A 15,396-nucleotide genomic window follows, 5' to 3' on the forward strand; every position below is an offset into this window, starting at 1 on the left:
CGCCTCGTCGCCAAGAGGACCGCACACCCCCTATCCCGGCGTCACCAGCCGCGCCTCGTACGCGAACACCGCCGCCTGGGTACGGTCCCGCAGTCCCAGCTTCACCAGGATGCGGCTGACATGGGTCTTGATCGTCGACTCGGCCACCAACAGACGCTCGGCCATCTCCTGGTTGGACAGGCCGTGGGCGATGAGGATCAGTACCTCCGTCTCGCGGTCGGTGAGGTCGCCGTAGGCCGTGTGGGCCGAGGCCATGAGTCTCGGGGACTCGGAGAGTTTGGAGAACTCCGTGATCAGCCGCCTGGTGACCGAGGGGGCCAGAAGCGCCTCGCCAGAGGCCACCACCCTCACTCCCTCCGCGAGTTGACGGGCCGACGCGTCCTTGAGGAGGAAGCCCGAGGCTCCCGCGCGCAGGGCCTGGTACACGTACTCGTCGAGGTCGAAGGTCGTCAGGACCAGGACCTTCGCGGTGCCGTCGGCCGCGACGATCTCCCTGGTCGCCTCGATGCCGTTGAGCTCCGGCATCCGGATGTCCATCAGGACCACGTCGGGGGTGAGTTCACGGACCCGGTCCACCGCCTCGCGGCCGTTGACGGCCTCACCGACCACCTCGATGTCCGGCATCGCGTTCAGCAGCACCGAGAATCCCTCGCGGACCATCATCTGGTCGTCCGCGACCAGGACCCTGATCGTCATGCCTCACCCTCGTCCCTGAGCGGCACCGGCAGCGGCACCGGGAGGAACACCGCCACCTCGTACCCTCCCTCGTCCGTGGCACCCGCCGTCATCTCGCCGTTCAGCATGGAGACTCGCTCCCGCATGCCGGTGATGCCGTGGCCCGCTCCGGGCGAGGGATTCAGCAGTGACAGCTCGGGCCGCGGGCCGTTGACTATGCGCAGGCCCAGGCCGCCCAGAACGTATCCGATCTCGACCCGTGCGCTCGCCCCCGGGGCGTGCCGCAGGGTGTTGCTCAGTGCCTCCTGCACGATCCGGTACGCCGACAGCTCGACGCCCTGCGGGAGTTCGCGCACCGCCCCGGTGACCGCCTTGTCGACGCTCAGACCCGCTCCTCGCACATTGTCGAGGAGGCCGTCCAGGTCGGCGAGGGTGGGCTGCGGGGCGTCCGGTGCCTCGTAGTCCTCGGCGCGGACCACGCCCAGGACCCGGCGCAGTTCGGTGAGGGCCGCCACCGCGTTCTCCCGGATGGTGGCGAACGCCTTCTCCAGCTCCGGGGGCGGGTTCTCCACCCGGTAGGGCGCGGCCTCCGCCTGGATGGCGACGACCGACATGTGGTGGGCGACCACGTCGTGCAGCTCGCGGGCGATCGTCGTGCGCTCCTCCAGGAGCGTGCGGCGGGAGCGCTCGTGCGCGGTCACCGTCTGCTGGGCGGTCACCGTCTCCTGGGCGTCACGGCGTATGTGCCAGACGCTGACGGCGAGCAGGGACAGGGCGGAGACGAACAGCAGCTGCACCGTGTCGGAGCTGTTGTAGTGTCCGCCGCTGAAGGCTCCCTCCCACATCAGGCCGTAGACCCCGGTCAGCAGCCACATCCACGCCGCTGTGCGCGGCCTGGTGCGTATGGCCACCAGCGTGAGCACCACGAGGTGGCAGGCGAAGCTGCCCTCCAGCCAGGGCCACTCGTCCCAGGCGGTGAAAGCCACCGCGTAGGTGGCCGCGGTCGCGCCCATCGAGACCCAGAAGGCCAGGACCGGCCGCACCATGGTCAGCAGGACCGGAGCCAGGGCGAGCACGCCGACGAAGAGACTGGTGACCTCGCCGGTGTCACTGTTGGCCGAGCCGATGAGCATCGCGAGCAGGCCGGCCGCGGTGATCAGCACGTGCGGTGTCCAGGCCGCGTACTCCCGCGCTCGGCCGGGCAACCTGCGGGAGAGCCCCCTGTCGACGCGCATCGGGGGCAGCGGGCGATAGGCGAAGGCATCGCTGATCAAGTCGTGCCGCAGGCCACGCAGGGCGTCCACGGCGGCCCTGAACTCCGGGCTGCGGGGCTGGTACGCGTCGAACTCGCCGCTGTCGCCGTGCGGGGGTGTCATGTATGTCTCGGTCGTCTCGGTCACAGTCAAAAAGGTAGGCGCGGGCGGCGGTCACCGTCGTCACCAACGAGACGGGTCCTTCGGCATCCCTCTCAGGTACTACGGGTACCGGAGGGCCGCTGATCAGTAGCCCGACGGTCGCACCAGCCCCGACTCGTACGCGAACACCGCCGCCTGCGTACGGTCCCTGAGGCCCAGCTTCACCAGGATGCGGCCCACGTGGGTCTTCACCGTCTGCTCGGCCACGACCAGCCGCTCGGCGATCTCCGCGTTCGACAGGCCCTGCGCGATCAGGGCGAGGACCTCCGTCTCCCGCTCGGTCAGCTCGCCGACCCGGCTCTTGAGCGGGGAGCGGGGCCGGTTGTCGAGGCGGGAGAACTCGGCGAGCAGCCGCCGGGTGATGCCGGGCGCGAGCAGCGCGTCCCCGGCCGCCACCACCCGCACGGCCTCGGCAAGCTGCTCCGCGGAGGCGTCCTTCAGCAGGAACCCGGACGCGCCGGCCCGCAGCGCCTCGTAGACGTACTCGTCGAGGTCGAAGGTGGTCAGCACCAGGACCCTGATCTCCGGGCGCTCGCCCGTGATGCGGCGGGTGGCCTCGATGCCGCCCAGCTCGGGCATCCGGATGTCCATCAGGACGACGTCCGGGACGAGTTCGGCGACCTTGGCGACGGCGTCCAGCCCGTCGACGGCCTGCCCGATCACCTCGATGCCGGGCTGGGCGCCCAGCAGCACGCTGAAGCCCTGCCGGACCATCTGCTGGTCGTCGGCGATGAGTACGCGGATGCTGCCGCTCGTGCCGCTCGTCATGCGGTGTCGTCCTTCGGGTCGGTGAGCTGGTCGGGCGCGCCCGGGGGTGCCGTCGGAAGATACGCGGCCACCTCGTACCCGCCGTCGGGTCGGGGGCCGGCACGCAGGGTGCCGCCGAGCATCGCGGCCCGCTCCCGCATGCCGAGCAGGCCGTGCCCCGCGCCCGGGGAGGACGGCACGCTGCGGGTGGGCCGTGAGTTGACGATCCGCACGTCCACCCCGTGCACGTAGTGGACGAGGGCTACGGAGGCGGTCGCGCCGGGCGCGTGGCGCAGGACGTTGCTCAGCGCCTCCTGCACGATCCGGTACGCCGACAGGTCCACGCCGGGCGGCAGCGGCCGCCGGGCACCTCGCACGTCGACCTCGACGGCCGTTCCGGCCGCCCGGGTGTTCTCCACCAGCGCGTCGAGCCGGTCGAGGGTGGGTTGCGGGGCGTGCGGCGCGGTGCCGGTGGCGGGGTCGGCGGGCCGCTCCGGCGTCTCGGGGTGCTCGGCCCGCAGCACGCCCAGGACCCGGCGCAGCTCGGTCAGCGCCTCCAGCGCGTTCTGCCGGATGCCGTCGAGATTCTCCCGGAGCTCTACGGACGGGTTCTCGACGAGGTGCGGGGCGACCTGGGCCTGGATCGAGATGACGGACATGTGGTGGGCGACGACGTCGTGCAGTTCGCGCGCGATACGGCTGCGCTCCTCCAGGAGGGTGCGGCGGGCCCGCTCCTCCGCGGTGAGGGTGGTCTGCTCGACGAGCGCCTTGCTGGCCTCTCGGCGGCCGCGCAGGGCGGTACCCAGCACCACCACCACGGTGAACAGGATGACTGCGAGCACCCCGGTGGGCTGGAAGTCGGCAGCACCCAGCACACCCTCGATGAGATACGTGAGAAGCAGGGTCACCGCCAGCGCCTCGACGGCCACGCGCATAGGCACCCGCAGGGCGAGGAGCAACAGCACGGCCATGTGCCCGATGAGTCCTGCGGAGCTCCAGGGCCAGGTGAAGTCGTGCGCGCCGCCGGCCAGCAGCTGGCGGCGGACCTCAATGGCACCGACCACCATGGCCACGGTCGAGAGCCACCACGCCGGGACCGGCCGCCACAGCGCGAACACGACGGCGGCACCCTGTGCGAGACCGATCGCGAAGGCAAGGGAACTGCCCACCCCGCCGTTGTCCATGAGCTGCGCCACTGCGCCGACCGTGACTCCGACGGCAACCATGCACAGCACACCGTGCGGCAGCCACCGCAGCCACACCGACGGGGGCAGCGGCTCGACCCGCAGCGTGCACAGGTCCTCGCGCAGCACATGCAGCCAGCGCCGTACGCTGCCGACCACCAGCTGCCGGCTCCCCGTCTCCGTCACGCCGACCACCCTAGGCACGACGCGCCTCCTTCACTGCAACAGGCTCCGTACGGCGGTGGACACGGATCACCCGTGACGGACGGCCGCCGACCCTGCGCGGCCCCTGCTCGAAGGACCGGAAGGCCGACCAACACACCGCCAGGGCGAGGACGAAGACCGGGAGCCAGGCCAGCCGGGCCGCCACCCAGCCCAGTCCGTCGGGGACGGTGTGCAGGCCGGGCAGCCGGCCCGCGGCGAGGCCGGTGGCCGTGGTGGCCATCAGCGCCGTCTGATGCCACAGGAAGATCGTCATCGCGGAGAGGTTGACGAGCGCCACCGCCGCCCAGACCGGAGGACGTCGCATACCCCGGCGCAGCCGGTCGCGCAGCAGCAGGGCGAGGCCGCACTGGGCCAGTCCGAAGGTGACGGCGGCCAGCGTCGGCGGGTTCAGGTTGGAGAGGGAGGCGCCCGGCACCCCGACCATCGACGCCGGATACCCGGCCCACCTGACGAGCACCGCGGTCACCACCGCACCACCCCCGAGCAGGAACCATCCCGCGCGCCGTCCCTCCAGCTCGCCCCGCGTCCAGGCCGCGCCCAGGGTGTACGGCACCAGCCAGCCGGCCGCCAGGTTCACCCAGCCGAGCCAGTCCGGGCCGCCGAGCCCGAAGCGCACGATGTCCACGTGCAGGACGACGGCCAGCGGCCACAGCGGGTGGAGCCGCAGCAGCAGCGGGGTCGCCGCCGTCAGAGCGCTGAAGACCAGGAGGAACCACATCGGGGACAGGGCGAGCTTGACCAGCGTGCGGACCGTCTCGAACTCAGCTCCCGTCAGCAGCAGGGCCGTCGCCGCCACCGTCCACAGGGCGAGGACGACGGCCACCGGCTTGAAGAGCCGCGACAGACGGCTCGTCAGCCACTGTCCGTACGTCGTCCCGCGGGCGCGTGCCGAGGTGTAGCCGCGTGTCGCCACATGGCCGCCCACCAGGAAGAACACGGCCAGGGTCTGGAAGGCCCAGGAGATCGGGGCCAGCCAGGGCATGTGCTGCAACGGGCTCGCGGTGTGCAGGGCGCCGCCGTCGGCGACCAGGGCCGTCACCAGCCAGTGGCCGAGGACGACACCGAGGATCGCGAAGGCGCGCAGGGCGTCGACGGCACGGTCCCGCTCGGAGGGTGTCGCCGCGTCGATCCGGTCGGCCGCCCGGCGTATGCCGTCCGCGCCGTGGCGTATGCCGTCGCGTACGCCGCCCCGGGTGCGGTGGGTCTCAGGCACGGGTCACCTCCGTGGTGTCTCCGAGGACGATCCGGGCGAGGTTGGTCAGGGAGACCGAGCCCGGGCTGAAGTAGTCGCTGTGGCCGCCCTCGCCGGCCGCGAAGACGTGGGCGCCGAAGGCCGGGGAGACCGGGTCGGTGCCGAAGCCGACGGTGACGCCGAAGAGGTCGGTCCTCACATGGGGGACCTCGCCGACCCAGTCGTCCGTGCCCCTGGCAGCCCAGATCCGGGCGGGGGTGTGCAGGGCCGCGGCGGTGTCCGCGCCGGTGCCGGGGCTGCCGACCAGGGCCAGGTCGTCGATGTCCAGGTGACTCGCGGCCCTGGCGCAGACGACCGTGCCGTAGGAGTGGCAGACGAGGGAGACGGTGGTGGGGCGGCCGACGACGCCTTGGAGTCGGCGTATGAACGCGCTCAGGTGGGGGGCCGCTTCGTCGGCCCAGTCCGTGGTCAGGACCGTGGTGCTGATCGTGCCCGGGGTGCGGTAGCCGAGCCAGGCGACCACGGCGGTCCGGGTGCCGTGGGGGGCGCGGCCGGTGAGTTGCCGCTGCAGGGCCGCCGCCGTCGCCCGGAAGCGGCCGTAGGTGTCCAGGGAGGTGTCGGAGCCGGGCACCAGGACGGCCACGTGGTCGGCGCGGGCGAGGTCGCCGAAGACCTCTGTCGCCCTTCCCGGGCCCCGGCCGTCGAAGGTGAGCAGGTGGCGGGTGGGGGCGGCCAACTCCCTGTCCATCGCGGCGCGATGGTGGTCGCCGTGGGCTGCGGCCATGCGGGCGGCCTCGGTGGCGTTGGCGCTGTTGGCGGCGTAGATCTCGACGAGGTTGGTGGCGGTGGGCTTCGGGAGGGTGGCGGGGGGCGGGGACGGGATCTCGGGGCGGGCCGCTGCGGAGAGAGGGACCACCACCGCCGCGGTGATGAGGGTGGCGAGGAGGGCTCGGCGCCACCTGTGGAAGCGCCGGTCGTCCCCCCTGTGCCGCCGTGCGTCACCGCGTCCCTCGCGCCCACCCCTCCAGCTGCTCCCCACAGTCCTCGCCCCTCCCCGTCCGCCCGGCCATCGGGCTTGTCTGGAAGGGAAGTTACGGAGCGGAGGCTGTCGTCCGCGTCACGCCAGGGAGCTCTTTGAGGTCGTAGCTCTCAGGTATTACGGGTATCACCGGGAGGGGGTGGACACGCACCGGAAGGGGCCGAACAGGCGCCGGAAGGTGGCGGACAGGCGCCGGAAGGTGGCGGACAGGCGCCGGAAGGGGGCGGACAGGCGCCGGAAACCGACGTCACCACGCCAACTGCGCGATCTCCTCCGCCACCACCGCGCACGCGTCCGCCGCCGGGTCGATCAGGGGGAAGTGGCCGACGTCCTCCAGCAGTGTCAGACCCACCACCTCGCCCGCCTTGGCCGCCGCGTCCGCGTACGCCTCGGCGACCGCCTCCGGCACGACCGTGTCGGCGCGGCCCTGGACGAGCGTGGTCGCGATACCCGTGGGGAGCAGCAGGGCGGGGTCTGCGTACGGCAGGCGCACGGTGAACTCTTCTTCTCCGCCCAGGAGTTGACGGCTGGCCCCGCCGCACACGTCCAGCTTCTCGGCGACCGTGAAGTCGGCGATCGGGGCAAGGGCGACCACCCCGCGCAGGGGAGCCGGGCGGTCGATGCGCCACACGGCGTCGGCCGGCAGGAGGTGCCGGGCCGCGGCCCACAGCGCGAGGTGACCGCCCGCGGAGTGACCGGTGACCACCATCCGGCGCGGGTCGGCCTGCGGCAGGAACTCCCGTGCGAGCGCGGGGAGCGCGTCCATCGCGGCGGCCACGTCGTCGAAGGTCTCGGGCCAACGCCCGGCGACGGGGCCGACGTCACCGGCCCCGGCGGCAGCGCCCTGGCCCGGAACGGACACCCCACCCCGCCGGTACTCCACGTTGGCCACCGCGAACCCCCGCCGCGCCAGGAAGTCCGCGAACGGTGTCACATGGCGCCGGTCGTACGGCGCCCGCCACGCCCCGCCGTGCAGGAGGACGATCAGCGGCGCGAGGCCGGCCCCGGGAGACGGCGCCTCGCGCGGGGCGTAGAAGTCGATCACCTGGTCGGGATCGTCGCCGTAGGCCGCGGTGGCGTCGGGGTCGACCGCCGCGTGCGAGAAGGCCGACTCCTCCTCGGCCGCGGCACGGGCTTCTGCGGCGGCACGGGCTGCGGCGTCGTCCGGCATGCTCCAACCTCTCACAGGTGAAACGAATCTGACGGACCGTGAAAGCATCCTGGAGGAGAATCCGGCCGTTGGCCGGGACGCTATCAGGCCGATGACGTGCGCGGACACGCGTGCCGAACCGGGCACCGTCCGTCCCGGAGGGCGTACCGCGCGTATACGGCCGGGGAGGTAGCGGCGGCGAAGGCCGGGGAGTACGTCACCCCGGCCCGACGCCACCACGAGCGATCAGCGGACGAGCGTCTCCCCCAGCACCCGCGCCGCCCGCTCCACGTCCGCGAACCCGACGTACAACGGCGTGAACCCGAACCGCAGCACGTCCGGGTGCCGGAAGTCGCCCACCACACCCCGCTCGATGAGCCGCTTCATCACCTCGCCCGCGTCCTCGCAGCGCAGCGCGACCTGGCTGCCCCGCTCCCCGTGGGCCAGGGGCGTCACACACGCGACGCGGCCCTCACCGACGTACGACGCGACGCACTCCAGGAAGAAGTCCGTCAGGGCGAGGGACTTGGCGCGCACCGCATCGACCGAGACGCCGTCCCAGACCTCGAGGGCGGCCTCCAGGGCGAGCATGGAGAGGATGTCCGGTGTGCCCACGCGGCCCCGCAGCGCGCCCTCGGCAGGGGCGTAGGACGGGCTCATGCCGAAGGGATCGGCGTGCGAGGTCCAGCCCGGCAGCGGGGAGTCGAAGCGGTCCTGGAGCTCGCGGCGCACATAGAGGTACGCCGGTGACCCCGGGCCGCCGTTCAGGTACTTGTAGGTGCAGCCGACCGCGAGGTCGACGCCGTGCGCGTCGAGACCGACCGGCAGGGCGCCCGCGCTGTGGCACAGGTCCCAGACGGCGATCGCGCCCACCGCGTGCACGGCGGCCGTGAGCCCGGGCAGGTCGTGCAGGCGCCCGGTGCGGTAGTCGACGTGGTTGAGCAGGACGGCGGCCGTGCGGTCGCTCAGCACGCCCGGCACCTCCGCCGGGGTCACCGCCCGCAGGGTGCAGCCCGCCATCCGGGCCGCGGACTCGGCGATGTAGCCGTCCGTGGGGAAGGTGGTCGCGTCCACGATCACCTCGTCACGGCCGGACTCCGGGCCGCCCGCGAGCCGCACCGCCCCCACAAGTGCCTTGAAAACGTTGACACTTGTCGAGTCGCCGACCACGATCTGCCCGGCCGCCGCCCCGACCAGCGGGGCGATCCGGTCACCGATCCGCTCGGGCGCGGTCCACCAGCCGCTCTCGTCCCAGGACCGGATCCTGAGCGACCCCCACTGACGGCGTACGACGTCCTCGACGCGCCCCGGGACGGCGGCCGGGAGCGCGCCCAGTGAGTTCCCGTCGAGGTACACCACGTCATCGAGCACGAACCGGGAGCGCACGCACGCCAGTTCGTCACCCGCGTCCAGCTCCTGGGCCTTGAAGGTGAGGTCAGACATGGGACCGGGCCGTCCACAGCTCCGGGAACACGTTCTTCAGCGCGCGCTTCTCCAGCCAGGCCACCCCGGCGGAGCCGCCCGTGCCGGCCTTGGAGCCCATCGCGCGCCGGGTGGCGACGAGATGGTCGTTGCGCCAGCGCCACACCAGCTCGGCGACATCGGTCAGCGCCTCGCCCAGGCGGGCGAGTTCGTCGTTCTCGGGGCCGGAGTAGAGGGCCGTCCAGGCGGCCTCGACCTCCTCCGACGGCTCGTACCGGCGCGAGACGTCCCGGTCCAGGACGGCGGAAGGGATCGCGTGCCCGCGCCGCGCGAGCAGCCGCAGCACCTCGTCGTACAGGCTCGGCTCGTGCAGCGCCTTCTCCAGCTCGGCGTGCACACGCGGTGCGCCACGGTGCGGGACGAGCATGGACGCGGACTTGTCGCCGAGCAGGAACTCCATGCGGCGGTACATCGCCGACTGGAAGCCGGAGCCCTCGCCGAGCGCCGAGCGGTAGGAGTTGAACTGCGCGGGCGTCAGCTGGCCGAGCGGCTTCCAGGAGGCGGTCAGCGCCTCCAGCTCCCGTACGGAACGCTTCAGCGCGGCAACGGCCGTGGGCACGTCGTCGGAGCGCAGCGCACCCGCCGCGGTCTCCCACTCGTGCACGATGACGGTGAACCACAGCTCCATGACCTGGGTCGTGACCAGGAAGACCATCTCTCCGGGATCGTCGGAGAGGGTGTGCTGGAGGTGGGTGAGCACGTCCGCCTTGACGTAGTCCTCGTACGGCGTCGTGCCTTGGAAGTCGAGATGCGGGGTCTCCGGCTCCTGCGTTTCCTGAGCCTCATGGGACGACATCGCTGTCTCCTGTTGTGTACTCCGGGTAGCGGTCCGCCCTGCCGTTACCGACACGGGGCCCCGGTCCCCGCCGGGCATCCTCTTCCATGGTCCGTGGAAAAGGCAAGGCCCGCCTGGTCACACAGGCGGGCCCGGAAAGCGGTGACGGATCAGCCCAGCGTCTCGGCCGCCGTGAGCGAGGAGTCCTTCAGGAACTGCGCGCAGCGCTCGTACTCCGCCTGCTCGCCGATGGCTCCGGCGGCGCGGGCGAGGCCGTGCAGGGCGCGCAGGAAGCCGCGGTTCGGCTCGTGCTCCCACGGGACCGGCCCGTGGCCCTTCCAGCCGTTGCGGCGCAGCGAGTCCAGGCCGCGGTGGTAGCCCGTACGGGCATAGGCGTACGACTCCACGACGCTGCCCCGCTCGAACGCCTCGTCGGCCAGCTGGGCCCAGGCCAGCGAGGAGGTCGGGTACTTCGCGGCGACATCCGCGGGGGCGGTCCCCTGAGCGAGCAGTTCACGGGGCTCGGGGTCATCAGGGAGGTGGGTCGGGGGCGGGCCCCCGAGAAGGTTCTCGTGAATCGACATGAGTCCAGTCTCCCTCGCCGGGGGCAGGTTTTCGTCTGCGGGTCCGTGGGGGCCGGCCCGCGGGCGGCCTACGACAGTCGCCCCCGTGTCCTCTCCCCCTCCAGCGGCGGCGACAGCACGGCCCCGTACGTACGGCACTCAGGCCGACGACAGCCCGGCGGCAGCGACCGTACTGTCGCGAAGGCCACCACGGACCCCACCACCAGCACCCCCGCGCACACCGTCATCGCCCGCCCGAACGCACTGTCGAACGCCGTAGGCGACCGGTACGCCTCCTCCCCCATCCCGGTGACCAGCGGCAGCGCGGCCACCGCGATCAGGCCCGCCGCCCGCGCGGCCGCGTTGTTGATGCCGCTGGCCAGCCCGGCCCGCGAGGCGTCCACCGAGCCCAGCACGGTCGCCGTCAGCGGGGCGACCAGCGTGACCATGCCGGTGCCCAGGACCAGCAGCGCCGGCAGGATGTCGGCCAGGTACGAGGCGCCCGGGCCGACCCGCAGCATCAGCAGCATCCCGGCGGCGCACAGCAGCGGGCCGACGGTGAGCGGGATGCGCGGCCCGATGCGGTCGGCCAGGGCGCCCGAGCGGGCGGAGAACAGCAGCATCAGGACGGTCGTCGGCAGCAGCGCCGTACCGGCCTGGAGGGCCGAGTAGCCGACCACCACCTGGAGCTGGACGGCGCCCAGGAAGAAGAACCCGCCGAAGGCCGCGTACACGCACAGGGTCACCAGGTTGACCGCGGTGAACTGCCGGGACGCGAAGATCCCGAGCGGCATCATCGGGTCGGGACGGCGCTTCTCGACGGCGACGAAGGCCACCCCGGCCGCGACCCCGCCCACCGCCGCCAGTGCCACGGCCCAGGAACCGCCCCGCGCCTCGATCAGCGCGTACGTCACCAGCGCGAGCGCCAGCGCGCCCAGGACCGCTCCGAGCACGTCGAACCGGCCGTGGTCGGACCGTCCGTCCGCCGACTCCGGCACATGCCGTACGGCGATCGGCGCGCACACCAGGGCCAGCGGGACGTTGAGCAGGAACACCCAGCGCCAGCCCGGGCCGTCCACCAGCCAGCCGCCCACGAAGGGGCCGACGGCCGCCCCGACACCGCCGAACCCGGACCACAGCCCCACGGCCCGGCCCCGGTCGTCGGGATGGAAGGAGGCCTGGATCAACGCCAGCGACCCCGGTGTGAGCAGGGCGCCGCCCACCCCCTGGAGGGCCCGGGCGGCGACGAGGACGGGCGCGTTCGGAGCGAGGCCGCACAGCAGGGAGGCCGCCGCGAACCACACGACACCCACCACGAAGACCTTGCGGCGGCCGTACCGGTCCCCGAGGGAGCCGCCGAGCAGGATCAGCCCGGCCAGCGTCAACATGTACGCGTTGACCGTCCACTGGAGGGCGGCGAGGTCGGCGTCCAGGTCGCGGCCGATGGCCGGCAGGGCGACGTTGACGACGGTCGAGTCCAGCAGCGCCATGCTGGAGCCGAGGACGGTGGTGAGCAGGATCCACTTGCCTTGCGGCGAGGCCAGCCGGACGTCGGGCATGACCCCAGGTATACAGCGAGCCCGGCGCCGTAGCACCGGGCTCACCGTAGACAGCCGTGAAGAGCCTTACTTGATCTTCGTGCCCGCCGAGCGCAGGTTCTGCGTCGCCTCGACGACACGGGCGGCCATCGAAGCCTCGGCCAGCTTGCCCCAGGTGCGCGGGTCGTAGGTCTTCTTGGAGCCGACCTCGCCGTCGACCTTCAGGACGCCGTCGTAGTTGCGGAACATGTGGTCGGCGACCGGACGCGTGAAGGCGTACTGGGTGTCGGTGTCGATGTTCATCTTGACGACGCCGTTCTCCAGCGCGGTGCGGATCTCCTCCTCCGTGGAGCCGGAGCCGCCGTGGAAGACGAAGTCGAACGGCTGGGACCCGGCCGGCTTGCCGAACTTGGCGGCCACGCCGTCGTTCAGCTCCTTCAGCAGGTCGGGGCGGAGGACGACGTTGCCCGGCTTGTACACACCGTGGACGTTGCCGAAGGAGGCGGCCAGCAGGTAGCGCCCCTTCTCACCGAGCCCGAGCGCCTCGGCCGTACGGATCGCGTCGTCGACGGTCGTGTACAGGGAGTCGTTGATCTCGTGCGAGACGCCGTCCTCCTCGCCGCCGGTCGGGGTGATCTCGACCTCGAGGATGATCTTGGCGGCGCGGGCGCGCTCCAGGAGCTCCTGGGCGATGGAGAGGTTGTCGGCGAGGGTCTCCGCCGAGCCGTCCCACATGTGCGACTGGAACAGCGGGTTGCCGCCGGCCTTCACGCGCTCCTCGGACACGGCGATCAGCGGGCGTACGTACCCGTCGAGCTTGTCCTTGGGGCAGTGGTCGGTGTGCAGCGCGACGGTGACCGGGTACTTCTCGGCGACGATGTGCGCGAACTCGGCGAGGGCCACGGAACCCGTGACCATCTCCTTGCTGTACTGGCCGCCCAGGAACTCGGCACCACCGGTCGAGATCTGGATGATGCCGTCGCTCTCGGCCTCCGCGAAGCCGCGCAGCGCAGCGTGCAGGGTCTGGGTCGAGGTCACATTGATGGCCGGGTAGGCGAACCTGCCTGCCTTCGCCCGGTCGAGCATCTCGTTGTAGACCTCGGGGGTTGCGATGGGCATCTGTCCGCTCCTTGTATCTGCGGGTTGGCGTACTGCGTGCTTACGGCCCTGACCTAGACCTTGTGTGGGGGTTCGACGTCATCGTCGGCCCCATCTTTCCAGACTTGGCCGGAAGGTCCATCCCGCGGTCAGTCCAGGCCCAGCTCGTCCTTCGAGTACGCGAAGCGGTACGGCACTCCCGCACCCTGCTCGATCTTCTCTGCGGCGCCGGTGGCCCGGTCGACGATCGTGGCGACGGCGACGACCTCGGCGCCCGCCTCACGCACGGCCGCGACCGCTTCGAGCGGGGAGTTCCCGGTGGTGGAGGTGTCCTCGACGACCAGGACCCGGCGCCCCGCGATGTCCGGCCCCTCCACCCGCTTCTGCATGCCGTGCGCCTTCGCCGCCTTCCGTACGACGAAGGCGTCGAGCCTGCGCCCGCGCGCGGCGGCGGCGTGCAGCATGGCCGTGCCGACCGGGTCCGCGCCCATCGTCAGACCGCCGACCGCGTCGAACTCCAGGTCGGCGGTCAGGTCGAGCAGCACCTGCCCGACCAGGGGAGCGGCCTCGCCGTCGAGGGTCACCAGGCGAAGGTCGACGTAGTAGTCGGCCTCCAGGCCGGACGACAGGGTCACCTTGCCGTGCACCACGGCCTTGTCGAGGATCTGCTGCTTCAGGGCGGCGTGTGCGTCAGTCATGCCTGTCAGCTTAGAGGCGGCGCCAGCTCCAGGTCGTCGAGGCCTCCAGCGGCTCCAGGGGCGTGACCAGGCGCGGGAGCGTGTTGAGGCCGTTGGGCGGCCCTGTCTGCGGCTCCACGCAGACGGCGGCCTCCTGCTCGTCGTACACCACGACCCACTCCTCGCGGCTGGCGACCTTCAGCTCCAGCTGCCCGGGCCAGGTGAGCCTGACGTCGACGCCGCCGGGCATGCCGAAGCAGTCGTCCCAGGGGCTCGGCTTGGGCTCGACGCGGTTGCCGGTGGGCAGGTGGTCGTCGCCGCGCTCCTCCTGCCAGGCGGCGGTGAAGTCGAGCCGGACCGGCTCGCCGCCTTCGAGGGTGCGGTGGAACCAGGGGTGCCAGCCGATCTGGGCCGGGAAGGAGGAGTCGTACGTCTCCACGGACATCGTGAGCGTCAGGGCGTCCGGGGTGAGCGCCGCGATCTGGGTGATGCGGCCCGAGTAGGGCCAGGGCTTGACGAGGTCGTACGTGAGGACGGCCTCGTCGGCGGTCGTGCGGGCGATGCTCCAGGCGCCGTCGCGGGCCGTGCCGTGGATGGCGTGCGGTGGGGAGTTGAGCGGCATCTGGTGGACGTCGGCGCCGTCACGGAACCGTCCGTCCCGGATGCGGCCGCACCAGGGGATCATCGGGAAGCACCCGAAGCGCTCTCCCTGCCGCAGCAGTTCGACGCCTCCGACCCGAAGTCCCCCGACCCGTCCACCGTTTCCCGGCTGCAAGGTCACTTCCGCGTCGCCCGCGGTCAGTGTGATGTCTTCATGGCTCACGGGATGACACTACTCAACGGCGTTTTCTCAGTACTCGGGTCACCACGATCGCCGATGCCAGGACCACTGCCGCCGCCGGGGCCGCCCAGCGGAGGGTCGCTCCCGAGGCCACGGACTGGGGGGCCGGGACAGGGGCGTAGCGGCCCCTGGGCGGAGCGTGGTCGACCTCCTCGGCGCTGCGGCCGATCATCGTGCGACGGGCGTGGGCCGCTTCGGCCGGGGGGTTGGCGGGTTCCGTGAAGTCGTCGACGGGGGGCGCCGGGGGCTCCACGGGCTCGGGAGTCTCCACGGCCTCCGGTGTCTCCGGCCGCTGCTCCAGTTGCTCCGGCTGCTCCTCCGGCTGCTCCGGTGCCTCCTCCGTCTCGCCCAGGGCCTCCGCGAAACGGTTCAGCAGCCGTACGACCGCGGAATGCACCGCGTCCTGCGGGAGTTCCGTGACGCGGCCGTCCGCCGTGGCCGTGCCGTCGAAGGTCAGGGTCGTGCCACCCTCCGTGTCGCGCAGGCGGAGGGTGAGGGCGAGGGTGACCGAGCCGGTGCCGCGGGTCTCGGTGGCATCGCCCTCGACGGCGTAGGAGCCGTCGTCCCGGCGGGTGACGCGCACCGCGCCGCGGTAGGTGATGGAGTGGCTGCCGACCCGCACCTTCAGGCGCCCGGCGACGGGGTCCGCGCCGGCGTCCTGCTGGAGCCCGGGAACCGCCCGGGCGACCCTGACGGGATCCCCCAGGGCCTCCGTCAGCCGCTCGACCGTAACCGGAACGAACACCTCATGCTCCATGGTTGCCGAGCCTACCCAGGGGGGACGGTCATGCGCCC

Annotated in this window: 15 protein-coding genes; all 15 read right to left on the bottom strand. The window is 72.2% G+C overall.

Annotation, left to right across the window (positions count from 1 at the left end):
* Positions 1-30: 30 nt before the first annotated feature.
* The gene (locus tag OG841_RS21915) at positions 31-696 is read right to left on the bottom strand and encodes a response regulator transcription factor (protein ID WP_328639951.1); all 666 of its coding nucleotides are present in this window, start codon (positions 694-696) and stop codon (positions 31-33) included.
* Positions 693-2,075 (bottom strand): sensor histidine kinase, encoded by a 1,383-nt coding sequence (locus OG841_RS21920; protein ID WP_371566605.1) that lies wholly within the window; start codon positions 2,073-2,075, stop codon positions 693-695. Before OG841_RS21920 ends, OG841_RS21915 begins: the two co-directional genes overlap by 4 nt.
* A 99-nt stretch (positions 2,076-2,174) precedes the next feature.
* Positions 2,175-2,858: a response regulator gene (locus OG841_RS21925; RefSeq protein ID WP_371566607.1), complete on the bottom strand. Its 684-nt coding sequence runs from the start codon at positions 2,856-2,858 to the stop codon at positions 2,175-2,177.
* Complete coding sequence (locus OG841_RS21930) at positions 2,855-4,207, bottom strand: sensor histidine kinase (protein ID WP_371566609.1); 1,353 nt, start codon at positions 4,205-4,207, stop codon at positions 2,855-2,857. Before OG841_RS21930 ends, OG841_RS21925 begins: the two co-directional genes overlap by 4 nt.
* A 10-nt stretch (positions 4,208-4,217) precedes the next feature.
* Positions 4,218-5,459 carry an acyltransferase family protein gene (locus OG841_RS21935; RefSeq protein ID WP_371566611.1) on the bottom strand — a complete coding sequence of 414 codons (1,242 nt, stop codon included), beginning with the start codon at positions 5,457-5,459 and terminating at the stop codon, positions 4,218-4,220.
* The gene (locus OG841_RS21940; RefSeq protein WP_365121604.1) at positions 5,452-6,357 is read right to left on the bottom strand and encodes an alpha/beta hydrolase; all 906 of its coding nucleotides are present in this window, start codon (positions 6,355-6,357) and stop codon (positions 5,452-5,454) included. Before OG841_RS21940 ends, OG841_RS21935 begins: the two co-directional genes overlap by 8 nt.
* Positions 6,358-6,724: 367 nt before the next feature.
* On the bottom strand, positions 6,725-7,648 hold the full coding sequence (locus OG841_RS21945) for an alpha/beta hydrolase (RefSeq protein WP_328639947.1): 924 nt from the start codon (positions 7,646-7,648) through the stop codon (positions 6,725-6,727).
* A 225-nt stretch (positions 7,649-7,873) separates the two neighbouring features.
* Complete coding sequence (kynU, locus tag OG841_RS21950; RefSeq protein ID WP_365121602.1) at positions 7,874-9,070, bottom strand: kynureninase; 1,197 nt, start codon at positions 9,068-9,070, stop codon at positions 7,874-7,876.
* The gene (locus OG841_RS21955; RefSeq protein ID WP_365121599.1) at positions 9,063-9,905 is read right to left on the bottom strand and encodes a tryptophan 2,3-dioxygenase family protein; all 843 of its coding nucleotides are present in this window, start codon (positions 9,903-9,905) and stop codon (positions 9,063-9,065) included. The genes kynU and OG841_RS21955 overlap by 8 nt, the downstream gene beginning before the upstream one ends.
* A 149-nt stretch (positions 9,906-10,054) precedes the next feature.
* Positions 10,055-10,468 carry a DUF3151 domain-containing protein gene (locus OG841_RS21960; protein ID WP_328639944.1) on the bottom strand — a complete coding sequence of 138 codons (414 nt, stop codon included), beginning with the start codon at positions 10,466-10,468 and terminating at the stop codon, positions 10,055-10,057.
* Positions 10,469-10,536: 68 nt separating this feature from the next.
* Positions 10,537-12,006, bottom strand: coding sequence for an MFS transporter (locus tag OG841_RS21965; RefSeq protein ID WP_328639943.1), 1,470 nt, complete (start codon positions 12,004-12,006; stop codon positions 10,537-10,539).
* A gap of 66 nt (positions 12,007-12,072) precedes the next feature.
* Positions 12,073-13,104, bottom strand: a complete 1,032-nt coding sequence (gene fbaA, locus OG841_RS21970) for a class II fructose-bisphosphate aldolase (protein WP_328639942.1) — start codon at positions 13,102-13,104, stop codon at positions 12,073-12,075.
* Between the two features lie 128 nt (positions 13,105-13,232).
* The gene (pyrE, locus tag OG841_RS21975; RefSeq protein ID WP_328639941.1) at positions 13,233-13,781 is read right to left on the bottom strand and encodes an orotate phosphoribosyltransferase; all 549 of its coding nucleotides are present in this window, start codon (positions 13,779-13,781) and stop codon (positions 13,233-13,235) included.
* A gap of 10 nt (positions 13,782-13,791) precedes the next feature.
* A complete protein-coding gene (locus tag OG841_RS21980) occupies positions 13,792-14,583 on the bottom strand; it encodes an aldose epimerase family protein (RefSeq protein ID WP_328639940.1) in 792 nt (263 codons plus the stop codon).
* 13 nt (positions 14,584-14,596) lie between these two features.
* Complete coding sequence (locus tag OG841_RS21985) at positions 14,597-15,358, bottom strand: SRPBCC domain-containing protein (RefSeq protein WP_371566617.1); 762 nt, start codon at positions 15,356-15,358, stop codon at positions 14,597-14,599.
* Between the last annotated feature and the right edge of the window lie 38 nt (positions 15,359-15,396).

The sequence above is a fragment of the Streptomyces canus genome (genome assembly GCF_041435015.1).
GTDB classification, from domain to species: domain Bacteria; phylum Actinomycetota; class Actinomycetes; order Streptomycetales; family Streptomycetaceae; genus Streptomyces; species Streptomyces canus_G.